The sequence below is a fragment of the Burkholderia cepacia genome (genome assembly GCF_001718835.1).
In the GTDB taxonomy this organism is placed as follows: domain Bacteria; phylum Pseudomonadota; class Gammaproteobacteria; order Burkholderiales; family Burkholderiaceae; genus Burkholderia; species Burkholderia cepacia_F.
In genome coordinates, this window is record NZ_CP013443.1 from 1,461,040 (window position 1) to 1,483,774 (window position 22,735).

The window sequence follows — 22,735 nt, forward strand, 5'->3', positions numbered from 1 at the left end:
GAGGGCGGCGCCGAATTGATTCGAATAACGAAACGAGAGAAAAATACATGAGCGCACGCACGGCACGTGAGGCCGACTTCATCACGCACGACGGCGAAACGCTGTTCTATCGTCACTGGCCCGCAACGGGCCCGCGCTGCCGCGGCGCCATCGTGCTGCTGCATCGCGGCCACGAACATTCGGCGCGCGTCGCGCATCTCGTCGACGAGCTCGACCTGCCGGATTTCGCGTTCTTCGCGTGGGATGCGCGCGGCCACGGCCGCTCGCCCGGCGCGCGCGGCTACAGCCCGAGCGCGGCCGCGTCGGTACGCGACCTGCAGACCTTCGTCGAACATATCCGCGACACGCACGGCATCGCGATCGAGGACATGGCCGTGGTCGGCCAGAGCGTCGGCGCGGTGCTCGCGGCCACCTGGGTGCACGACTACGCGCCGCCGATCCGCGCGCTCGTCGTCGCGTCGCCGGCATTTCACATCAAGCTCTACGTGCCGTTCGCGCGGCCGGGCCTGCGGCTGATGCACAAGCTGCGCGGGCTGTTCTACGTGAACAGCTACGTGAAGCCGAAATTCCTCACGCACGATCCCGAGCGGATCGCGAGTTATGCGTCCGATCCGCTGATCACGCGGCCGATCGCGGTCAACATGCTGCTCGACCTGCACGACACCGCGCAGCGGATCGTCGCCGATGCGGCCGCGATCACCGTGCCGACGCAGCTGCTGATCTCGGGCGCCGACTGGGTCGTGCATCGCGGCCCGCAGGACCGCTTCTTCGAACGCCTCGGCGCCGCGCGCAAGGAGCGCATCGTGTTGCCGGGCTTCTATCACGACACGCTCGGCGAACGCGATCGCGCGCAGGCGCTTGCGCCGCTGCGCGCGTTCGTGCTGCGCGAATTCGATGCGCCGAGCCCGCGCGTGTCGCTCGCCGATGCCGACCGGCGCGGCGCGTTCCACGACGAATACGCGGCGCTCGGCCGCCCGCCCGCGAACGCGTTCGCGCGTGCGTACTGGGCGCTCACGCGGGCCGGCCTGAAGGCCGGCGGCGCGCTGTCGGACGGTATCGCGCTCGGGCTGCGGCTCGGTTTCGATTCGGGCTCGACGCTCGATTACGTGTACCGCAACCGCGCGCAGGGGCGGCTCGGCGTCGGCGCGCTGATCGACCGCACGTATCTCGATTCGCCGGGCTGGGTCGGCATCCGCCAGCGCAAGGTGCATCTGCAGGAGCTGATCGGCGCGGCGATCGGCCGCCTGCGCGGCCACGGCACGCCGGTGCGGATCGTCGACATCGCCGCCGGGCACGGGCGCTACGTGCTCGACGCGATCGCATCGGCCGCCGAGCGCGACGGCGCGGCGCCCGACGACATCACGCTGCGCGACTACAGCCCGCCGAACGTCGAGGCCGGGCGCGTGCTGATCGCGCAGCGCGGCCTCGAGCCGATCGCGCGCTTCGAGCGCGGCGACGCATTCGACGAGGCATCGCTCGCGGCACTCGAGCCGCGTCCGACGCTCGCGATCGTGTCGGGCCTCTATGAACTGTTCGGCGAGAACGCGCTGATCGAGCGTTCGCTGCGCGGGCTCGCGCAGGCCGTGCCGCCGGGCGGTTATCTCGTCTATACGGGGCAGCCGTGGCATCCGCAGCTCGAATTCATCGCGCGCGCGCTGAACAATCACCGCGGCGAGGCGACCTGGGTGATGCGCCGCCGCTCGCAGGCCGAGATGGACGAACTCGTCGCGCGCGCGGGGTTCCGCAAGCTCGACCAGCGGATCGACGAAATGGGCATCTTCACGGTCAGCCTCGCGCAGCGGGTCGACGCGTCATGAGCGAATTCGGCGGCGACGACGCGCGCGGCCTGGCGGCGCAGGCGTCGGCGGCCGGCGCACGCGACGCGTCGTTCGCGCTGCGTCTCGGCTGGCTCGCGGTGATGGGCGCCGTGTTCTTCTCGACCTACGGCTTCGCGAACTGGCTCGCCGCGCGCCGCGCGGCCGTACCGACCTTCGCGTTCGGCTGGGAGCACGCGATCCCGTTCGTGCCGTGGACGATCGTGCCGTACTGGTCGATCGACCTGCTGTATGCGCTGTCGTTCTTGTTCTGGACGCGCCGCGCCGACCTGCTCGATCACGTGAAACGGCTGTTGACCGTGCAACTGGTATCGGTTGCGTGCTTCATCGCGTGGCCGCTGCGCTTCGGGTTCGAGCGGCCCGACGCGGGCGGCGCGGCCGGTGCGCTGTTCACGCTGCTGATGGGGTTCGACAAGCCGTTCAACCAGGCGCCGTCGCTGCACATCGGGCTGCTCGTCGTGCTGTGGGCCGTTTATGCGAAGCACGTGCGCGGCACGCTCGCGCGTGTCGTGCTGCACCTGTGGTTCGCGGCGATCGGCGTGTCGGTGCTGACGACCTACCAGCATCACGCGATCGACGTGCCGACCGGCGTGGCCGTCGGCTGCCTCGCGCTGTTCCTGTTTCCGCTGCGCGATGCCGCAGGCCGGCTGCCGGGCGCCGATGCGGCGCCTTCCACGGCACCCTCGGCGGCGAGCCGCGCGCTCGCGCGTCGTTATGCGCTCGGCGCGGGCGCCGTCGCGCTGCTCGCGCTCGCCTGCATCGCGCGCGCGCCCGGCTGGGCGCTGGCGGCAGGGTGGGTCGCGCTCGCGCTCGCGTGTGTCGCGTGGATCTACCGGCGCGGCGCGCCCGGTGCGTTCCAGAAGGACGCCGACGGCCGGTTCCCGCCGTTCATGCAAGGGCTGCTCGCGCCGACGATCGCCGGCGCATTCGTCAATTCCCGGCTGTGGACGTTCCGGCAGCCGGCGCCGGTGCGGATCGACGAACGCGTGTCGATCGGCCGCACGCCGACCACGCGCGAGCTGCGGCGGCACGGCTTTACCGGCGTCGTCGACCTGACGGCCGAAATGCCGCGCTGGGCCGCGACGGACGCGTCGTGCGCGTATGCGACGGTGCCGCAGCTCGACCTCGTCGCGCCGACGGCCGCGCAACTCGCGCAGGCCGTCGCGGCACTCGAACGCCTGCACGGGGAAGGGCGCGACGTGCTGGTCTGCTGTGCGCTCGGCTACGGGCGCAGCGTGCTGTGCGCGGCCGCGTGGCTGGCAACGCGACGCGGGTTCGGCGATGCGCGCGACGCGCTGGCCGCGGTGCGCGCGGTGCGGCCGCATGCGGTGTGGTCGGACGACGGCGTGGCCGTGCTGCAGCACTGGATCGATCGCCGGGCAGCGGAGAAGGAGGGCGCATGATGCGCGACCCGTCCGCGCCATTCAGGATCGCCGCCGCGCGCGGCGCGCTCGATGCGGGCGCGTGGGCGGTCGCCGTTGCACTCGTGGCGGCCGGCGCGGGCTGGTGGATCGCGTCGGGCTGGAGCGCCGCACCGTTCGCGCAGGCGCTGCTCGCGACCGTCAGCACCGGGTCGGGGATCGCGGCGCTGTGGGTGGCGGTGCGGATCGAGATCGACCGCCGGCTGTTCGCCGCGCTGGCCGATGCAGTGTCGGCAGCGGCGGCGCCGGAGCCCGCCGGCGGCGATGCGCTGGCCGCCCTCGACCGCGCGCTCGCCGATCTCGGCTGGATCGACGCATCGAAGGCCGGCCGTGCGCTCGACGCACGCGTGCGCGGCGCGGTCGGGCTGTGCCGGACCGGCGTATGGATCGCGGTCGTCCAGTGGCTCGTCGTCGGGGCCGCGATCGCGGCGTCGGGGATCTGGCGCGTGCTGGCCTGACGGGCGCCGCCACGCAGTCAGCCCGTCACGCCGTCACATCATCGCGCTGCGCGCGATGCGGCCGCGACCGCTTCACCTCATACATCGCCCGGTCCGCATGCTCGATCAGCGCGGTCATGTCGGTGCCGTCGTCGGGCAGCAGCGCGATCCCGACGCTGACGCCGAGCGCGAGCGGCCGGCCTTCGAACTCGAACGGCGCGCCGGCCGCCCGCGTGAGGCGCGGCATCAGGTCGGCCACGTATGCCATCACGCTGCCGAGGTCGAGGCCGAGCTTCGCGATCTCGGTCTGGGCGGCAATGATGCGCAGCAGGGTTTCCGGGGGCGGGTTGGCGATGTCTGAGGATTGATACAAGTTTGATTTTCCACGAAGAAAACGCGGCGGGCGGCTGCGGAATGCGGTAGCATACGCGCCGCTTGCGCGGAGGCGCGCGGCCTGCAACGGGTTCGCCGCCGCCGTCTCGCCTGCCGGACCAGGGCCCGCGCAAGACGTTCCGCGCCACCAGCGTCCGGCATTGTGCCGTTTGGCGACTTCAGCAGCAACGACGCAATTCATACCTCTTATGCACGGCGTGCAGAATTTCTGACCGGAATCGGGGCTTTCATGCAGTGCATGTTCGAACTGGGGTAATTTTTAATCTATTTTTGAGATAGTGTGACGAATCGGATCTGCGCGGGTGCCGGTGCCAGGCATGCGCGCAGCGGCGCGGGGGCGCTGTCGTGGTCAGCCACGCCGTTTCGATCACCACGATCAGGACCTGGATTCAAGGGGAAGCATTGGGGATGTGCATTCGCCTGCCCGGCTGCGCCGCGTGCGTCGCTTTCGACACTGTCGACCATCACATGAAGCGGGGCCGCGCATGAAGCCGGCCGCGTCGCTGTTCGTCTCGATCGCGGCCGCGGCCGGCACGTTCTACGCGGCTTGCCTGCCGGCCGCCACGCCGACGGCGCCCGGCGCGGCCGGGGCCGGAGCCGTTCCGGCGCCGGTCACAGCCCAGGCGGCGGTTCCGACGGCCCCGGCGAGCGCGCCGTCCGCCGTCCGGGGCGCGACCACCGTGCGCCTACCGTTCTCGTCGCTCGGAGCGTTCGATCCGCTGCGCCTGCGCGGCGCCGACGACGCGCGCACGATCAACGCGGGCGTGCGGCTCGACCGCGTGGTCACCGGCGCGCGGCTGCGCCTGACCTATGCCTATTCGCCGTCGCTGGTGTTCCCGATGTCGCACCTGAAGGTGTCGGTGAACGGCGAGGTGATCGCGACCGTTCCGTTCGACGCCGCGCAGGCGGGCCGTACGGTCACGCAGGACATCCCGATCGATCCGCGCTATTTCTCGGATTTCAACCAGATCGGCCTGCGCCTGATCGCGCACTACACGCTCGACCATTGCGAGGATCCGTCGAACTCGGCGCTGTGGGCCGACGTGAGCCCGAAGAGCGAGCTGATCCTCGACGAGTCGCCGGTGCGCCTGCCGAACGATCTCGCGCTGCTGCCCGCGCCGTTCTTCGACCGGCGCGACAACGGCCGCGTGCGGTTGCCGTTCGTGCTGCCGGCGTCGCCGGATTCGGCGACGCTGCGCAGCGCGGGCGTGCTCGCGTCGTGGTTCGGCGCGCTGGCCGACTACCGGCATGCGCGGTTCCCGGTGTCGTCCGGGCTGCCGACGGACGACCAGGCGGTGGTGATCGGCACGGCCGCGACGCTGCCGGCCGGCCTCGCGCTGCCGTCGATCAACGGCCCGCTGCTCGCGGTGGCCGACAACCCGGCCGCGCCGGGGCGCAAGCTGCTCGTCGTCACGGGCCGCACGGCGGCCGAGGTCGACGATGCGGTCGCGACGCTCGTGCTGGGCCGGGCCGCGCTGTCGGGGCCGGCGGCGACGGTCGCGCACGTCGATCCCGGCGCGCCGCGCAAGCCGTACGACGCGCCGCGCTGGCTGCCCGTGAACCGGCCGATCGCGTTCCGCGAACTGGTGCCGGACCCGCGCGCGCTGGAAGTGCGCGGCACGACGCCCGACGCCATCCGCCTGAACCTGCGCGTGCCGGCCGACCTGCATTCGTGGAACGGCGCGGGCGTGCCGATCACGCTGCGTTACCGCTACACGGCGCCGACCGTGCAGGACAACTCGACGCTCGCCGTCGAGATCAACGAGCAGCTCGTGAAGTCGTACCGGCTCGGGCCGGCCCATGCCGAGGACGCGCACGGCCGCATGCAGCTGCCGCTGCTGTCGGTGCCCGAAGGGCGCGTGACGAGCGACGTCGACATCCCGGCGTTCCGGGTCGGCAGCGGCAACCAGCTGCAGTTCCGCTTCACGCTCGACTCGCAGAAGACGGGCCTGTGCTCGAGCACGGCGACCGAGCCGCAGCGCGCGGCGATCGATCCCGATTCGACGATCGACTTCTCGCACTTCGTCCATTACGCGCAATTGCCGAACCTCGCGTTCTTCGCGAACAGCGGCTTCCCGTTCACGCGCTTCGCCGACCTGTCGCAGACGGCCGTCGTGATGCCCGACCGGCCGTCGCCGCAGGAGCTCGAGGCCTACCTGACGATGCTCGGCCACATGGGCGAATGGACCGGGTTTCCGGCCCTGCGCGTGCAGGTCGCGCGGCCCGGCGACGTCGCCGCGCTGCGCGACAAGGACCTGCTCGTGATCGACGGCTCGCCCGCGTCGCCGCTGCTCGCGCACTGGCGCTCGGCGCTGCCGCTCGTGATCGGCGAGCAGGGCAGCGCGGGAGGCGCCGCGCGCATCGCGTTCTCGGTGAAGGAGCGCTGGCGCAACGGCGTCGGCCTGGCCGAAGGCGGCGCGCACATCGAGCAGACGGGCTCGCTCGCGGCGCTTGCCGGGTTCGAGCTGCCGGGCAGCCGGGGGCGCAGCGTGGTCGCGCTGGCGGCGACCGACCAGCCGCGCCTCGGCGATCTGCTCGATGTGTTCGAGAACGCCGGGCTCGTGTCGCAGCTGCAGGGCGACCTCGCGCTGGTGCGGCCGGGGCAGGTCGACAGCCTGCGCGTCGGCGAGCCTTACGTGGTCGGCTTCGTGCCGTGGTATGCGCGCGTGTGGACGCAGGCGGCGCGGCATCCGGTCGTGCTCGGCGCGGTCGGCGTGGTCGCGGGGCTGCTGCTCGCGCTCGGCGTGTTCAGCGTGCTGCAGAGAATCGCCGCGCGTCGACGGGGGATGTAACGGATGGCGCAGGCAACGGCAAGGCGGCGGGCGAGCCGGACGGCGTGGCGCGCCGGCGCGGCGCTGGCGCTGGCGGTGTCGACGGCCGGCATGGCCGCGAGCGCGCCGGCCGCGGGCAAGGACGCAGCCGGCGCGGCCGATGGCGCATGCGCGGCCGCGTGGCCGCGCTGGGACGCGTTCAAGCGCGATTTCATCTCGGCCGACGGCCGCGTGATCGACGTCGGCTCGGCCGATTCACGCACGGTGTCGGAGGGGCAGGCGTATGGACTCTTCTTCGCGCTGGTCGCGAACGACCGGCGCATGTTCGACACGATCCTCGCATGGACCGAGAACAACCTCGCGCAGGGCGACCTGAGCGCGCACCTGCCGGCGTGGCTGTGGGGCCGTGCGCCCGACGGCGCGTGGCGCGTGCTCGACGCGAATGCGGCGTCGGACGCCGACCTGTGGATCGCGTATGCACTCGTCGAGGCCGGGCGGCTGTGGCACGAGCGCAGCTACACGGCGCGCGGCGCGCTGCTCGCGAAGCGCGTGCTCGACGACGAGACCGCGACCGTGCCGGGCCTCGGCCTCACGCTGCTGCCGGGGCCGACTGGGTTCAAGCTGGCCGACGGCCAGTGGCGCGTGAACCCGAGCTATTCGCCGCCGCAGGTGATCCGCGCGCTCGGCGCGCGCCTGCCCGACGACCGGCGCTGGGCCGCGCTCGCCGCCAGCACCGGCCGCGTGCTGCTCGACACGGCGCCGAAAGGCTTTTCGCCCGACTGGGCGCTGTTCCGCACGGGCTCGGGCTTCGCGCCCGATCCGGCCACGCAAGCGCAGAGCGCGTACAACGCGATCCGCGTGTATCTGTGGGCCGGCATGCTCGACCGCGCCGATCCGCTCGCCGCGCCGCTGCTCGCACGCTTTGCGCCGTTCGCCGACGCCATCGCCGCGCGTGGCGCACCGCCCGAGAAGGTCGATACGACGACGGGCGTCGCGGGGCCGAACGATGGCAACGGCGGGTTTTCGGCGGCCGCCGTGCCGTTCCTCGACGCGCGCGGCCAGCGTGCGCTCGCCGATGCGCAGGCGGCGCGTGTCGATACGCTCGCGCGCCAGTCGGCGCCCGGCTACTACACGAGCGTGCTGACGCTGTTCGGGCTCGGCTGGCGCGACGGACGCTACCGGTTCGGCGCGGACGGCACGCTGGACGTGCGCTGGGGGGATCGCCGATGCGCCGCCCGCTGAAGCGCGCCGCACCGCACGTCGCGGGATTCGCGTGGCTCGCGTCGTCGGTATGCGCGGCGGTGGCCGCGCCGGCCGCGCCTGCGTCGGCCGCGCCGGACGCCGCAGACGCGCGGCGGCTGCTGGCGACCGCGCGGATGTGGGGCGTCAAGCATCGCGACGACCTCGCGCGCGATGCGCTGCGCAAGGGGCTGCTGATCGCGCCGGGCGATCCCGAGCTGCTGGCCGAACAGGTTCGCGTGCTGTTGCGCCTGGGCGATGCGCGGGGCGCGCAGGCGGCGCTGGCGCGCCTGAAGGCGCAGGCGGGCGGCGCGCCCGCCACGCGGCGGGCCGCCGACGAATATCGCGTTGCCACGAGCGGGCGCGGCGAGATGGCGCAGATCCGTCTGCTCGCGCGCAGCGGCCGCGCCGACGAGGCGGCCCGGCGGATCGTCGCGCTGTTTCCGAACGGTGCGCCCGAGGGCGCGCTCGGCGCCGAGTACTACCAGATCGTGTCGAATGCGCCGGGCGGGCGCGAGCCGGCGATCGCCGCGCTGCGCCGCGCGGTCGCGGCCGATCCGGACGACGTCGACGCGGCGCTCGGGCTCGCGAAACTGCTGAACCAGCGCGCCGATACGCGGCCGGAGGCGAACCGGCTCGCGTGGGCGCTCGCGAAGCGCGCCGATGCCGACCATACGGAGGCGATGGCGCAGTGGCGGCGCGTGCTGCAGTCGGCCGATGCGGACCCGGCCTACCTCGACGCGATGCGCGCGTATCTCGCGCTCGTGCCGGACGACACCGAATTCCGCGACAAGGTCGCGGGGCTGGAGCGGCAGCGCGACGCGCAGCTGCGCCTCGAACGCGACCCGAACTACATCGCGCAGCAGCGCGGCCTGCAGGCGCTCGCGCGCGGCGACCTGGCCGGCGCCGATCCGCTGCTGACGCGCGCCGCGCGCGCACGCGCGGACGACGCCGACGCAGTCGGCGGGCTCGGCCTGCTGCGCCTGCGCGAGGGGCGGCACGACGAGGCGCGCGCGCTGTTCACGCGCGCCGCGACGCTCGCGACCGACCAGCGCGGCAAATGGCAGGGCCTCGCGCGCACCGCGCAGTTCTGGGGGCTGCTCGCGCAAGGCCGCGCGGCCGCCGCCGCGGGACGTCCGCAGGACGCGGAGCGCGCGGCGCGTGCGGCGCTCGCGATGCAGCCGGGCAGCCCGGACGCGAAGCTGCAGCTGGCCGACGCGTTGCTCGCACAGCGCGACTGGGCGCGCGCGGAGCCGTTGCTGCGCGAGCTGCTGGCCGCGCGTTCGCCGAGCCTCTCGGCCGTGCGCGATACGGCCACGCTGTATCAGAACACCGGCCGCGCGGACCGGATCGGCCCGCTGCTCGACGCGTTGCGAGGCCGCGTGACGGGCCGCGATGACGGGCGCGCGCTCGACGGCCTGCGTGCCGACCTGCTCGCCGACCAGGCGCGCGCGCTGGCGGACAAGGGCGAACGCGGGCCCGCCGCGCAGCGCTACGAGGCGGCCGTGCGCGCGGCGCCCGACGCGCCGTGGACGCGCTTCGCGCTCGCGCGCCTGTATCGCGACATGGGGCTGCCGCAGCTCGGCCGCACGGTGATGGACGACGGGCTCGCGCAATCCGACGAGCCGGAGATGCATTACGCGACCGCGCTGTATCGCAATTCGCTCGACGATATCGCGGGCGCGCAAGCCGCGCTCGCGCCGGTCGACGATGCGCACCGCACGGACGGGATGCGCGCGCTGGCGCGCAAGCTCGACGCCGAAGGCACGCTGGCCGACGCGCGCGGCGCGCTGGTGCGCGGCGACAGGGCGGCGTTCGCGGCGTCGCTCGCGCATGCACAGGCCAGCGCGCCGGACGATCCCGACATGCTCGCCGCGATCGGCGCGCAGTGGATCGACGCGGGCGAACCCGAGCGCGGCCTCGCGCCGTTGCGCGGCTGGATCGACGCGCATCCGCGCGAAGCCGATGCGGACGTGCGGCTGCGCTACGGCGACCTGCTCGGCAGCGCGGGGCGCGACGACGCGCTCGCCGCGTGGCTTGACGCGCTGCGCCACGAACCGTCGCTGACGGCCGCACAGACCGCGCGCCTCGAAGACCAGTCGCTGCGGCTGATCCTGCGCCGAGCCGACGACGCGATCGCGCAACAGGACTACGCCGCGGCGCGCCGACTGCTCGATCGCGTGAGCCCGGCGGCCAAGGCGGACCCGCGCTACGCGCTCGAGCGGGCCGATCTCGAACGCGCGCAGGGTCGTTACGACGCGGCGCGCGATGCGCTCGCGCCGATCGTCGCGCATACGCCGGACGATGCCGATACGCAGCTCGCGCTGGCTCGCATCGACGAGGACAGCGGCAACCGTGCCGCCGCGCTGGCGCGCGTGCAGGCGGTGCTCGCGCGCACGCCGGACGACGACGTCGACACGCAACTGTCGGCCGTGCGCCGGCTGAACGCGCTGCGCCGCGCGGACGAAGCCGCGCAGGTGACCGACCGGCTGCATGCCGCGTATCCGGCGCGCGCCGACGTGACGGTCGCGGCCGGGCGCGTGGCCGAGGCGCAGGGCCGCTATGACGACGCGGCGTCGCTGTACCGGTTGTCGCAGTCGCAGGAGCGTTCGACCGGCGTGAGCCCGGGCCGTGACGGCCTGACGCCCGCGCAGGCCGCGTTCGCGGAGCTCGAGCAGCGGCGCAATCCCGAGATCGAGACCGGCTGGACGCCCGCCTACAAGTCGGGCGACGAAGGCATCTCGTCGTATCGCGCGCAGCAGGTGCCGATCTACCTGCAGATGCCGGTTCGCTACGACGGGCACGTGTTCGCGCAGATCGACACCGTGCATCTCGACCCGGGCACGCTCGATACGAGCGACTCGAATGCGTATTCGCTCAAGACGTTCGGCACGTTCGCGGCGCTCAGGCAGTCGAGCCTGCCCGGGACGAATCCGGCGCTCGACGCGTTCCTTGCCAATCCGCCGGGCTCGCTGCACCAGTCGGTGACGGGCGTCGCGCTCGGCGCCGGCTATCTGTCGGACGCATGGCGCTTCGATCTCGGCACGTCGCCGCTCGGTTTTCCCGTGCATTACCTCGTCGGCGGCGTGCGTTATCGCTTCGACGCGGGCCCGGCCAGCTTCTCGGTGAACGCGTCGCGGCGGCCGGAAACGAGCAGCGTGCTGTCGTACTCGGGGATGCGCGACCCGTGGACGGGCGCGGTCTGGGGCGGTGTGCGCCGCGACGGCGTGAACCTGCGCGCGTCGGTCGACGTCGGCCGCACGAACCTGTTCGCGGAACTCGGCGCGGGCGTGCTGTCCGGCCGCAACGTCGAGCGCAACGCGGAAGTCACGCTGCGCACCGGCTTCACGGTGCCCGTGTACGAGCGCGCGACGATGAAGGTCAGCACGGGGCTCGTCGGCAACGCGTGGCACTACGCGCAGAACCTGCGCTACTACACGTACGGGCAGGGCGGTTACTACAGCCCGCAGCGCTACCTGTCGCTCGGCGTGCCGATCGAATGGGCGGGGCGGCACGACGCACTGTCGTGGGACCTGACCGTCACGGGCGGGATCTCGAACAGCTACGAGAAGGATTCGCTGTATTACCCGACGTTCCCGGACCAGCGGGCCAAGCAGGAGCGCGCGGGCTTAGTCTATTCGGGCAGCTCGACGCGCGGCGTGTCGTTCTCGTACGGCGTGAACGGGATCGTCGAGTATCGCGTGAACCCGCACCTGAGCGTCGGCGCGCAACTGCATGTCGACCGGTCGCACGACTACGCGCCGAGTTCGGCGCTCGTGTACCTGCGCTATGCGTTCGACGCACGCGCGCAACGCAGCTGGCTCGTCACGCCGACGCCCGTGCGGCTTTATTCGGATTTTTAGCAGAGGATGCATTAGCGTGAACACCGACTTCGAAGCCACCCGTCCCGCGCCCGGCGCCGCCGGCGTGTTCGCTCGCCTGCGCGCGCTGCTGCGCATGGGGCCGGCCGACGGCCGCGTGTCCACGTTGAGCCGGCTCGCGATCGACGGCTTGCCCGACGCGTGGACACAGCTGGAAGCCGGCGGCCTGTACGCGATCTACGCGGCCGGCGGCACGCCGGCCTGCGATGCGCTCGTGTGGGAGAGCGCGCGGCAGGCGCGCACGCGCGACGTGACGGTCGTGCTCGCGCGCGACCACGCGAGCGTCGCCGCGCAGCTGAGCGAGCGGGGCTTCGCGGGCGCCGCGCTCGCGCCCGGCTGGCCGCGCAACCTGAACGTGCTGGCGATGCCGCCGGCCGCCGCCGACGCGCAGCCGGACGCCGCGCATGCCGCGCCGGGCCCGTTCGCGCGGCTGACCGGCGGCCTGCGCGCGATGAAGCGTTACGGCTTTCGCGCACGCTCGCTGTATTTCGTCGAGGGCGCGCAGCGCTGGTTCAGCTGGAACGATCCCGCCGCGCTGGCGGAAGAAGGGCGTGCGTTCGCGGACTGGTGCCGCACGCGCCGGATCGCGCTCGTGCTGCTGATGAACCCCGACGCCGGCCACGCGGGCGCGGACGACGCGGGCGCCGACGACCTGCCGCTCGTGCGCGATGCGCGCCGCACCCGGCGCAGCGCGTTCCACAGCGTCTGCTCGGGCGTCGCGCAGTTGCAGCGCACCCATGGCGAGCTGCTGTGGATCGTCGATTTCTGGCGCGCGGGCGAGACGCTCGCGGCCGGCGAGGTACGGCCGCTGCGTTTCGCGCCGGGCGGCCGGCTGTCCGCGATCTTCGATGCCGATGCGCTCGTGCAGCCGCGCCAGATGAAGCTCGCGAGCGACGAGGATCGCGTCGTCGTCAGCCGCGCGGTGCTCGACGGCGAGAACTGGGTGCCGAAGGACTGGGAAATCGTCGAGGACAACGCGGCCGTCGTGGCCGCCTGCGCGCATGCCCAGGCCGCGACCGCGGTGCTCGTGTTCCGCACCCGCACGCAGCTCGAAGCGCTGTGCGCGCACGTGCATACGCTGCGCCGGCAGTGCGGCGGTGCGCTGAAGATCGCGGTCGTCGAGCGCGGCGAAGTGCTGCGCCAGCAGTTCGAGATGCTCGTGCTGAGCGTCGGCGCGAGCCGCGTCATCGCACGCGACCTGCCGGTATCGCGACTGCAGGCCGCGGTGCGCTCGCTGCACGGCCAGCTGCAGGCGCGCCCGGTCGCGGCCGACTATCGTGCCGCGCTCGCGGCCGCGCTCGGCGATTCGGTGCTCGGCTACCTGCCCGTCGGCGCGTTCTGCCTGCGGATTCGCGCGGTGCTCGATCGCGGCGCCGTGCTCGCGCTGCCGCACACGCTCGCGAAGATCGCGCTGCTGCCCGGCGTGTCGCACGTCGACGCGCTGCGGCATTGCCGCCCGCGCCGCGCCGGCGACGTCGTGACGGCCGATGCCGCGCACCTGTACGTTTTCCTGTTCGCGTGCGAGCCGGCGGACGCGGAGGACGCGCTCGCGCGCATCTTCGCGGTGCCGGTCGACACGCTGTCCGACCGCGTCGTGTGTCTCGGGCACGGCAGCATCGATACCGAACTCAATGCGCTGAAGACCGAGAACCGGCGCGCGCCGATCGCCGACTACAGCGATTTGTTCGGGGCCGCGCAGCCGGCGGGCGGCGCGGGGCCGGATACGGCGACGCCGACGCAGGCAATCGATGCCGCGGGCGACGCGCCGGCACAGTCCGCCGTTGCCGTACCGCCGCCGGACGATCCGTCCGCCGCGCCGCCGCCGTCCGCCGCGCCGGTCGCGCCGGTCGCGCCCGCCCCGCACCCTGTCGTTGCCGCGCGCAAGCGCAGCGCCATCCGCAGCGCGATGCCGCTGCGCAAGGAGGGGGTCGCATGATCGCCGAACTCGTCATCGGATTCGTCGTCGGCATCGCGATCGCGGTGCCCGTGTGGATCGTTGCGCAGCATCTCGGCATCGGCCGCGGTTTTCACGCGCCGCGCGGGATCGACCGGCGCGACGCGGTGCCGTGCGAACTCGTGCCGGTCGCGCTGCGCGGGCGGCTGCTGCCCGGGGCCGCCGACGTCGCCGCCGCGGGCCGCGAGGCGGCCCGATGAAGACGATCGCCATTACGTCGACGACCGGCGGCGCAGGCCGCACGACGCTCACGGCCGCGCTCGCGGTGCTGCTGGCGCGCCGCGGCCGGCCGGTCGTCGCCGTCGAATTCGATGCGCAGAACCTGATGGGCGCGACGCTCGGCCTCGACACGCTGTCCGGCGCGGGTCTCGCGCAGAGCGTGCTCGGCGGCGCCGAGCCGTGGCATGCGCACACGTGGCGTAACGCCGATGGCGTGCTGTTCGTGCCTTACGGGCAGGTCGATGCGGCCGGCGCGGCCGCATGCGATGCGCGGCTCGCGGCCGATCCCGCGTGGCTGTCGCGCGCGCTCGGCGACATCGCACTGCCGGAAGACGGCGTCGCCCTCGTCGACGCGGCGCGCTGCCCGTCGCTGCACGCCGAGCAGGCGATTCGCCGCGCGGACCTGACGCTCGTCGTCGTGCCGCCCGAGCCCGCCGCCTGTGCGACGACGGCCGCGCGGCTCGGTGCGCTCAGGGCCGGCGGCGAGCTGCACATCGTCGTGAACCGGCTGAATCCGGCGCGCGACATGCAGCGCGACGCGCTCGCGATGCTGCGTGCGGTCGCGGGGCCGGCGTCGATGCTCGAGCAGCGCATCCACGTCGATGCGGCCGTGCCCGAAGCGCTCGCGCGCGGCAGCTGGATCTTCGACGACGCACCGTATTCGCAGGCGTCGCACGACCTGAACGGCGTCGCGAACTGGGTCGACGCGTGGCTCGGCGCCGCCGTGGCGGGGCGGACCGGGGGCCGGCGATGAAACCCGTCGCATTGGCCGCTGCATACGCCGCCGCACGTGCATTCGGCCGCCGAGCGCTCGACTGGATCGCGCGCGGCATCGGGTTGCCCGCGCAACGCACGCTGGTCGACTGGCTCGTGCGGCTGTTCTTCCACGCACCGCCGCCCGGCCGGCCCGATCACGTGCGCCGCTGGGTGCGCGTCGCGTCCCTGCGGCTCGCGCACGAGTGGGGCGTGCTGCAGCCGCTCAGCCCGCGCGAATGGCTGTGGCGCGCGATCGTGCGGGCGCCGCGCGCGGCCGGCGGCCGCCCCGCGCGCGATCCGCTCGCGTGGTTCGACAAGACCGTCGTCCCCGGGTACGTGTTCGTCCGCGCGATCGGGCGGGGCGTCGGCGCGCTCGTCGCGCGCCTGCCGTGGGTGCGCTGGGGCGGCTGGCTCGATGCGCGCGCGAACGGCATCGGCCGGCGCCGCTGGCTCGCGCCGCTGCTGCTGGCGGCCGGCGCGCTGCTGTGGGCCGCGGCCGGGATGTCGCCGCTGATGCCCGGCGCGCAGTTCGCGTTCTTCGCGATCGTCGCGGTGCTGGCGCTCATGCTGCGCCGCCTGCCGGGCCATCTGCCGACGCTTGCGCTCGCGTCGCTCGCGCTGCTCGCGACGGTGCGCTACGTGTGGTGGCGCACGACGCAGACGCTCGACTTCCGCAGCCCGCTGGAGGCGTGGGCGGGCTACCTGCTGTACGGCGCCGAAGCCTATACGTGGATGATCCTGCTGCTCGGCTTCGTGCAGACCGCGTGGCCGCTCGACCGGCCGATCGTGCCGCTGCCCGACGATCCCGACACCTGGCCGACCGTCGACATCTACATCCCGACCTACAACGAGCCGCTGTCGGTCGTGAAGCCGACGGTATTCGCCGCGCAGAGCATCGACTGGCCGAGCGCGAAGCTGCGCGTGTACCTGCTCGACGACGGCAAGCGCCCCGAATTCGAGGCGTTCGCGCGCGAGGCCGGCATCGACTACGTGACGCGCGACGACAACCGCCACGCGAAGGCCGGCAACATCAACCGCGCGCTGCCGAAGACGCACGGCGAATACATCGCGATCTTCGACTGCGATCACGTGCCGACCCGCTCGTTCCTGCAGACGACGATGGGCGTGTTCCTGCGCGACCCGAAGTGCGCGCTGGTGCAGACGCCGCACCATTTCTTCTCGCCCGATCCGTTCGAGCGCAACCTCGGCACGTTCCGCGAGATCCCGAACGAGGGCAACCTGTTCTACGGCCTCGTGCAGTCGGGCAACGACCTGTGGAACGCGACGTTCTTCTGCGGCTCGTGCGCGGTGCTCAAGCGCAGCGCGCTGGAAGAGGTGGGCGGCGTCGCGGTCGAGACCGTGACCGAGGATGCGCACACCGCGCTCAAGCTGCACCGGCGCGGCTATACGTCGGCGTACCTGCCGACCGTGCAGGCGGCCGGCCTCGCGACCGAAAGCCTCGCGGGCCACGTGAAGCAGCGCACGCGCTGGGCGCGCGGGATGGCGCAGATCTTCCGCATCGACAACCCGTTCCTCGGGCGCGGGCTCGGCCTCATCCAGCGGATCTGCTACGGCAACGCGATGCTGCACTTCTTCTACGGGATTCCGAGGCTCGTGTTCCTGACGATCCCGATCGCGTACCTGTTCTTCCACCTGTACTTCATCAACGCATCGTCGCTCGCGCTCGCGAGCTACGTGATCCCGTACCTGGTGCTCGCGAACGTCGCGAACTCGCGGATGCAGGGGCGCTACCGTCATTCGTTCTGGGCCGAGGTCTATGAATCGGTACTCGCGTGGTACATCGCGCTGCCGACCACCGTCGCGTTCTTCAGCCCGAAGCACGGCAAGTTCAACGTGACCGACAAGGGTGGCAAGATCGACGAAGGCTACGTCGACTGGTCGACGTCGAAGCCGTATCTCGTGCTGTTCGGGCTGAACGTGCTCGCGATCCTCGCCGGCATCTGGCGGCTCGCGGCCGACCAGGGCGACGAGGCGTCGACGATCCTGATCACGCTCGGCTGGACCGTGTACAACCTCGCGATGCTCGGCGCCGCGCTGGCCGTCGCGCGCGAGACCAAGCAGGTGCGCGTCACGCACCGGATCGCGATGCGCGTGCCGGCCACGCTGCTGCTCCCCGACGGCTCGACGGCCGCGTGCTTCACGAGCGACTACTCGACCGGCGGCCTCGGCCTCGAAGCGGTGCCGGGGCTCCCGGTCGCCGTCGGCGATACGCTGACGGTGTGCGTGACGCGCGGCGACCGGCCGTTCCCGTTCCCGGTGCGCGTGAGCCGCGTGACGCCGACCCATGTCGGCGTCAGCTTCGAGGAACTGACGCTCGAACAGGAGCGCCAGCTCGTGCAATGCACGTTCGGGCGCGCGGACGCGTGGCTCGACTGGCACCAGGGCGAGCGGCCCGACACGCCGCTGCGCGGGCTGAGGGAAGTGCTGAGAGTGGGTGTCGACGGTTACGTGCGCCTGTTGAAGGGCGTGTCGCGCAGCGCGCAGGCGATGCTGGCGCTCGATCGGGCGCGCGACTGACGCCGCCCAAGATGGAGTTGTCTCGATGACGTTCTGGAATCTGTATTTCATCCTGAAGTTCGCGCTGTTCGCGACCGGGCGCCTGCAGCCGTTCTGGCTCGCGAACCTCGCGTTCGCGGTGGCGCTCGCGGCGAGCGCGCCGATCCGGCGGCGTGCGTGGCGCATCGTCAGGCAGGTCGTCGCGATCGCGATCGCGGTGCCGCTGCTCGCGCGCGAAGCGCACGCGCCGCCGCTCGCGCGGCTCGCCGACGCGCTGCGCGAAGTCAGCACGTTCCGCCTCGACTACTGGATGGAGCTGTTGCCGCGCCTGCTGCCGCCGATGCTGCTGATCGTCGTGGGCGGCGTGCTCGTCGCATACTTCGTCGTCAACCGCTGGCTGCGCGTCGCGACCTTCGTGCTGGCCGCGCTGGTCGTGATGCCGCTGTGGCAGGCCGGCAGCGGGCTCGTCGCGCGCATCGCGTCGAACGCGCAGGCGCAGGCGTCGTCGTCGGGCACGACGCTCGCCGGCCAGCCCGAGGACCACAACGCCGCGCTCGCGACGTTCCGCACGCAGGAGTCGCAGCGACAGGTCGCGTTCGGCCACCTCGGCAGCGATCCGGCCGCACAGTTCGACGTGATCGTGCTGCACGTCTGCTCGCTGTCGTGGGACGACCTCGATGCCGCGAAGGTGCGCAACCATCCGATGCTGAGTCATTTCGACTACCTGTTCTCGAACTTCAGCACGGCCGCGAGCTACAGCGGCCCGGCGGCGATCCGCGTGATGCGCGCAAGCTGCGGGCAGGAAGCGCACGCCGACCTGTACAAACCCGCGCCGCAGCAGTGCCACCTGTTCTCGCAACTGGCGAGCGCCGGCTACTCGGTGCAGTCGCTGCTGAACCACGACGGCCACTTCGACAACTTCCTGCAGGTGATCCACGACAACATCGGCGTGGCCGACGCGCCGATGATCTCGAACGCGGCCGCGCCCGTTGCGATGCATGCGTTCGACGGCTCGGCGATCAAGGACGACTACACGACGCTCGCGAACTGGTATGCGCAGCGCGCGTCGGTTCAAGGCCCGGTCGCGCTGTACTACAACACGATCAGCCTGCACGACGGCAACCGGATCGTCGGCAGTTCGCTGACGAGCATCGACTCGTATCCGCAGCGCGTGACGAAGATGATGGACGACTTCGACCGCCTCGCCGACCTGATCGCGCAATCGGGCCGCCGTGCGGTGATCGTGTTCGTGCCCGAGCACGGCGCCGCGCTGCGCGGCGACAAGAACCAGGTCGCGGGCCTGCGCGAGATCCCGACGCCGCGCATCGTGCACGGGCCGGTCGGCGTGCGGCTCGTCGGCTTTGCCGGCGATCACGGCGCGACGACCGTGATCGACCAGCCGACCAGCTTCCTCGCGCTCGCGCAACTGCTGTCGAACCTCGTGTCGAACAGCCCGTTCAAGCCGGGCACGACGCTCGCGCAATACGCGGCCGACCTGCCGCGCACGCGGATGGTGGGCGAGAACGAAGGCACGGTGACGATGCAGACGGCCGACGGTTACTCGGTGAAAACTCCGGATGGCGTATGGATCGACGAACAGTGACCGCACCCGACGGCGACGACGATCGCCTGTCGCAACCGAACGACGTGCTCGGCCTCGCACGGCATCTGCCCGCGCTCGATCCCGAGCGTTATGTCGACGAGCAGGCGCGCCGTGCGTTCATCGAGTCGCTCGACCGCTGGCCGACGCTCGCGAAGCTGATGGGGTTGCGAGAGGTGGGGCAATGATGCCGCGCGCCGGGAAGGGGGCGGTCGACCAGCCCGCGCCGGAGCCGCAGGCGGCGTTACCGCGGCGGTTCGTGGCGGCGGCGCATCACTGCGCGCGGCGCTCCGGCTGGCGCGTCCATTCGTTTTCTTCGCCCGGTACCTTGCCGAAGGTCTGGTCGGCCCACGCGGCGCGGGCCGCATCGATCTTCGCGCGCGCGCTCGACACGAAATTCCATTCGATGAAACGCTCGCCCGGCAGGTGCGCACCGCCGAGCAGCATCACGCGTGCGCCGCTTGCGCTGGCGAGCGCCACGGTCGCGCCGGGTTCGAGCACGGCCATCGTCGCGGGCGCGAGCGGCGTGCCGTCGATCGCGAGGTCGCCGTCGACCAGGTACACGCCGCGTTCCTCGTGTTCGGCATCGAGCGCGAGCGTGCCGCCTGCCGCGAATGCCGCATACGCATAGAGCGTCGGCGAAAACACCGCGACCGGCGACGCGAGCCCGAACGCGGTGCCCGCGATCACGCGCACGGTCGTGCCGTCGCGCGTGAACGACGGCAGCGTGTCGGCCGGATGATGGACGAACGCGGGCGCGGTGTCTTCATGCTCGACCGGCAGCGCGACCCAGGTCTGGATCCCGTGCACCGGCTGCTCGCGCGGCCGGTCTTCGTCGGGCGAGCGCTCCGAATGCACGATGCCGCGGCCGGCCGTCATCCAGTTCACGTCGCCCGGCACGATCTTCTGCCGGAAGCCGAGGCTGTCGTGATGCATCAGCGAGCCGTCGAACAGGTAGGTGACGGTCGCCAGGCCGATGTGCGGATGCGGCAGCACGTCGATGCCGCGGCCGGCCGGCAGCACGGCCGGCCCCATCTCGTCGAAGAAGATGAACGGGCCGACGAGGCGTGCGGCGCGCGCGGGCAGCACGCGGCGCACGACGAGGTTGCCGATGTCGCTTTCGCGCGGCGTGAGCAGGGTCTTGATCGAGGCGGACATGGTGGGAGTCTCGTAGCGGATGCGGCAAGCGTCAGGCAATCGCCGTGTCGATCGCGATCGGATGGGTGAGGATCTTGTGCACCGGGCATGCGTTCGCAATCTGCAGCAGGCGTTCGCGTTGCTCGCCGGACAGGTCGCCGTCGAGCGTGATGCGGCGCACGATCGTGCTGCCCGCGCTGCCCGATTCGTGCGCGAGCTTCACGTGCACTTCGGCGAGCGGCCAGCCCTTGCGTTGCGCATACATCTTCAGCGTGATCGCGGTGCAGGCGCCGAGGCTCGACAGCAGCAGCGCGACGGGCGTCGGCGCGGCGTCGCCGCCGCCGAGCGGCGCGGGCTCGTCGGCGCGCCACTGGTGGACGCCGTCGGTGAAGTGGACGAGGTAATCGACGGAGCCGATGCTTGCTTCGACGGACAGTTCGCTCATGGCAGTTCCATTGGGAGAAAGGGGGAGGCGGCGGCTTGGCCGGGCTTCAGGGTTCGAGCAGGCGCTGCAGCCGCAGTTCCTCGAAATCGAGTTCGGATTCGATCCGGTGCAGCACCGTGTCGTCGACCTTGCCGTCGCGATGCAGGTCGAGCAGCGCACGGCGCGACACGCCGACGAGGTCGAGTTCGACGCGCAGCATGCGCGCCCGCACGTTGGCCGGTTCGGTGCCGTGACGATGCGCGCGTTCGTTGAAGGTCACGCGGTTCCGGTATTCGGCGAGCAGGCGGTCGAGCGAAGGGCGTTCGAGGCTCGACCCGCGCCGTTCGAGCGCGTCGAGTTCGGCGAGTGCCGCGCCGAACGTGTGCGCGCGGACCGCGTGCTCGGACATCGTGTGGCGCGCGGCCGGGCGCAGCTTCAGCACGCGGATCAGCGGCGCGAGCGTGCCGCCCTGCACGACGAGCGTCGCGATGATCAGCAGGAACGTGCTGAACAGGATCAGGTCGCGGCCGGGGAAGGTGGCCGGCAGTGCGATCGCGGCCGCGAGGCTCACGACGCCGCGCATGCCCGACCAGCCGAGCACGACGGCTTCGCGCCACGACCACGGCGCGTGGCCCGCGCGCGGCGCGCGCAGGCGGCCCGGCAGCCACATTGCGACGAACACCCACACGACGCGCGCGCCGATCGCGGCGGCCGTCGCAGGCAGCGCGACGCGCAGGCCGGCCATCAGCACCGCGCCTTCGTGGTTCACGCGTGCGAGGATCGCATGCAGCGCGAGGCCGATCAGGATGAACACGAGCGCGTCGAGCACGAACACGATCGCTTCCCAGGTCGCCTTCGCCTTGATCCGCATGTCCGCGTCGAATACGCGATGCTGGCGTACGCCGAGCACGAGGCCGCAGGTCACCACCGACAGCACGCCCGAGCCGTCGACGGCTTCCGCGATCCCGTAGCTGCCCCACGCCATCGCGAAGGTCACGACGATGCCGAGCATCGGGTCGCGCAGGCGCGGCAGCACCCAGCACATCGCATGGCCGCACGCGAGGCCGACCGCGATGCCGATCAGCGTCAGCGAGAAGAACAGCCCGGTGGCGCTGGCGGCCGTGATCGACGCGGCGAGCGCGGCCGACACGGCCATCTGGTACAGCAGCAGGCCCGATGCATCGTTGACGAGGCTCTCGCCTTCGAGCACCGCGACGAGCCGTGCGGGCAGCGGATGGCGCTGCAGGATCGCCTTCGCGGCAACCGCGTCGGGCGGCGACACGATCGCGCCGAGCGTGAAGCACGCGGCCCACGGCAGCGCCGGGTTGGCGGCATGCACGGCGAGCGCGACCGCGACGGTGGTGAACACCACCGCGCCGAGTGCGAGCGACGCGATCGATGCGAGCTCCTGCCGGAACTCCTTCCACGCGGTGTAGAACCCGCTCGACATCAGCAGCGGCGGCAGCACGGCCGCAAGCAGCAGCGCCGGGTCCATGTCGGGCACGCGCTTGCCGGCGACCGCGACCACGCAGCCGCCGAGCAGCAGCACGACGGCCGGCGGAATCGAGATGCGGTCGGCGAGCCACGTGAGCGCGCCCGCGCCGCAGATCAACAGCAGCAGGTAATGAAACAGTTCGACGTTGGTCATGCGCGGCCGGCGGCGACGGAATGCATCACGACGGCTTGCGGTCGTTGGCGGCGCCGCCAGGCAGCGTACCGAACATGTGCCGGCTGCATTGTGCGTCGCGCCATGCGGTATTCAGTCGGTGGCCCGCGAGCATCCGGCGCGCGACGGGCAGGATCTGCTCGCCGGCCAGCATGCCGAGCAGGCCAAGGAGCGCGATGATCGGCGGCGCCGGCGAATTCACGCCGAGCGCGCCGTAGATGACACCGGCGAGGATGCCGGCGAGCAGCGACAGGACATACGGTTTCATGGTGAGCGTCTCGTGATGGTCGACCGACGCCGAGGGGCGCCGTCAGAGTCCTGAAAGCGTAGCGGGTTTGCATGCAGAGCAAAAGGGTGGAATGCCTCGAACGGACGCCGATTCCGGAATTTCATCGATTCCGTTTCTTGGATGTTCGGGCCGCGCGTTTGTTGATTAAATACTCGAAGCCGGACAACAACGATCCGGTGCAACGCACACCCGGTGC

At 72.0% G+C, this 22,735-nt stretch carries 17 protein-coding genes; 12 read left to right on the forward strand and 5 right to left on the reverse strand.

Features of this window, described 5'->3' with window-relative positions; translation table 11 throughout:
• Positions 1-47 precede the first annotated feature (47 nt).
• Genes WT26_RS10170 through WT26_RS10180 form a run of 3 tightly spaced genes read left to right on the forward strand, consistent with a single transcriptional unit; the run spans position 48 to position 3,714 of the window.
• Positions 48-1,817, forward strand: a complete 1,770-nt coding sequence (locus WT26_RS10170; protein WP_059526983.1) for a bifunctional alpha/beta hydrolase/class I SAM-dependent methyltransferase — start codon at positions 48-50, stop codon at positions 1,815-1,817.
• The gene (locus WT26_RS10175) at positions 1,814-3,238 is read left to right on the forward strand and encodes a phosphatase PAP2/dual specificity phosphatase family protein (protein WP_069272770.1); all 1,425 of its coding nucleotides are present in this window, start codon (positions 1,814-1,816) and stop codon (positions 3,236-3,238) included. The genes WT26_RS10170 and WT26_RS10175 overlap by 4 nt, the downstream gene beginning before the upstream one ends.
• A complete protein-coding gene (locus tag WT26_RS10180) occupies positions 3,238-3,714 on the forward strand; it encodes a hypothetical protein (RefSeq protein WP_069273728.1) in 477 nt (158 codons plus the stop codon). Before WT26_RS10175 ends, WT26_RS10180 begins: the two co-directional genes overlap by 1 nt.
• A 25-nt stretch (positions 3,715-3,739) precedes the next feature.
• Here WT26_RS10180 and WT26_RS38385 read toward each other — a convergent pair whose 3' ends face one another.
• Positions 3,740-4,066 carry a diguanylate cyclase domain-containing protein gene (locus WT26_RS38385; RefSeq protein ID WP_069272771.1) on the reverse strand — a complete coding sequence of 109 codons (327 nt, stop codon included), beginning with the start codon at positions 4,064-4,066 and terminating at the stop codon, positions 3,740-3,742.
• A gap of 505 nt (positions 4,067-4,571) precedes the next feature.
• Between WT26_RS38385 and bcsB the strand changes: the two genes are divergently transcribed.
• The 9 genes from bcsB to WT26_RS10230 are packed head-to-tail and all read left to right on the forward strand — an operon-like array spanning position 4,572 to position 19,211.
• Positions 4,572-6,878 (forward strand): cellulose biosynthesis cyclic di-GMP-binding regulatory protein BcsB, encoded by a 2,307-nt coding sequence (bcsB, locus tag WT26_RS10190; protein ID WP_069272772.1) that lies wholly within the window; start codon positions 4,572-4,574, stop codon positions 6,876-6,878.
• Between the two features lie 3 nt (positions 6,879-6,881).
• Positions 6,882-8,099: a cellulose synthase complex periplasmic endoglucanase BcsZ gene (bcsZ, locus tag WT26_RS10195; protein WP_069272773.1), complete on the forward strand. Its 1,218-nt coding sequence runs from the start codon at positions 6,882-6,884 to the stop codon at positions 8,097-8,099.
• A complete protein-coding gene (locus WT26_RS10200; RefSeq protein ID WP_069272774.1) occupies positions 8,084-11,959 on the forward strand; it encodes a cellulose synthase subunit BcsC-related outer membrane protein in 3,876 nt (1,291 codons plus the stop codon). Before bcsZ ends, WT26_RS10200 begins: the two co-directional genes overlap by 16 nt.
• Before the next feature lie 16 nt (positions 11,960-11,975).
• Positions 11,976-13,913, forward strand: coding sequence for a cellulose biosynthesis protein BcsE (gene bcsE, locus WT26_RS10205; protein WP_069272775.1), 1,938 nt, complete (start codon positions 11,976-11,978; stop codon positions 13,911-13,913).
• Complete coding sequence (locus tag WT26_RS10210; RefSeq protein WP_069272776.1) at positions 13,910-14,131, forward strand: hypothetical protein; 222 nt, start codon at positions 13,910-13,912, stop codon at positions 14,129-14,131. Before bcsE ends, WT26_RS10210 begins: the two co-directional genes overlap by 4 nt.
• The gene (gene bcsQ / locus WT26_RS10215; RefSeq protein ID WP_069272777.1) at positions 14,128-14,904 is read left to right on the forward strand and encodes a cellulose biosynthesis protein BcsQ; all 777 of its coding nucleotides are present in this window, start codon (positions 14,128-14,130) and stop codon (positions 14,902-14,904) included. Before WT26_RS10210 ends, bcsQ begins: the two co-directional genes overlap by 4 nt.
• Positions 14,901-17,444 (forward strand): UDP-forming cellulose synthase catalytic subunit, encoded by a 2,544-nt coding sequence (gene bcsA / locus WT26_RS10220; protein ID WP_155774645.1) that lies wholly within the window; start codon positions 14,901-14,903, stop codon positions 17,442-17,444. Before bcsQ ends, bcsA begins: the two co-directional genes overlap by 4 nt.
• A 25-nt stretch (positions 17,445-17,469) precedes the next feature.
• Positions 17,470-19,026 carry a cellulose biosynthesis protein BcsG gene (bcsG, locus tag WT26_RS10225; protein ID WP_069272779.1) on the forward strand — a complete coding sequence of 519 codons (1,557 nt, stop codon included), beginning with the start codon at positions 17,470-17,472 and terminating at the stop codon, positions 19,024-19,026.
• Positions 19,008-19,211, forward strand: a complete 204-nt coding sequence (locus WT26_RS10230) for a hypothetical protein (RefSeq protein WP_069272780.1) — start codon at positions 19,008-19,010, stop codon at positions 19,209-19,211. Before bcsG ends, WT26_RS10230 begins: the two co-directional genes overlap by 19 nt.
• An 85-nt stretch (positions 19,212-19,296) precedes the next feature.
• Here WT26_RS10230 and WT26_RS10235 read toward each other — a convergent pair whose 3' ends face one another.
• The 4 genes from WT26_RS10235 to WT26_RS10250 are packed head-to-tail and all read right to left on the reverse strand — an operon-like array spanning position 19,297 to position 22,518.
• Positions 19,297-20,181 carry a pirin family protein gene (locus tag WT26_RS10235; protein ID WP_069272781.1) on the reverse strand — a complete coding sequence of 295 codons (885 nt, stop codon included), beginning with the start codon at positions 20,179-20,181 and terminating at the stop codon, positions 19,297-19,299.
• A gap of 31 nt (positions 20,182-20,212) precedes the next feature.
• Complete coding sequence (locus WT26_RS10240; RefSeq protein WP_069272782.1) at positions 20,213-20,605, reverse strand: OsmC family protein; 393 nt, start codon at positions 20,603-20,605, stop codon at positions 20,213-20,215.
• Positions 20,606-20,651: 46 nt separating this feature from the next.
• Complete coding sequence (locus WT26_RS10245; protein WP_059526947.1) at positions 20,652-22,232, reverse strand: cation:proton antiporter; 1,581 nt, start codon at positions 22,230-22,232, stop codon at positions 20,652-20,654.
• A 25-nt stretch (positions 22,233-22,257) separates the two neighbouring features.
• A complete protein-coding gene (locus tag WT26_RS10250; RefSeq protein WP_069272783.1) occupies positions 22,258-22,518 on the reverse strand; it encodes a DUF1427 family protein in 261 nt (86 codons plus the stop codon).
• Positions 22,519-22,735 lie beyond the last annotated feature (217 nt).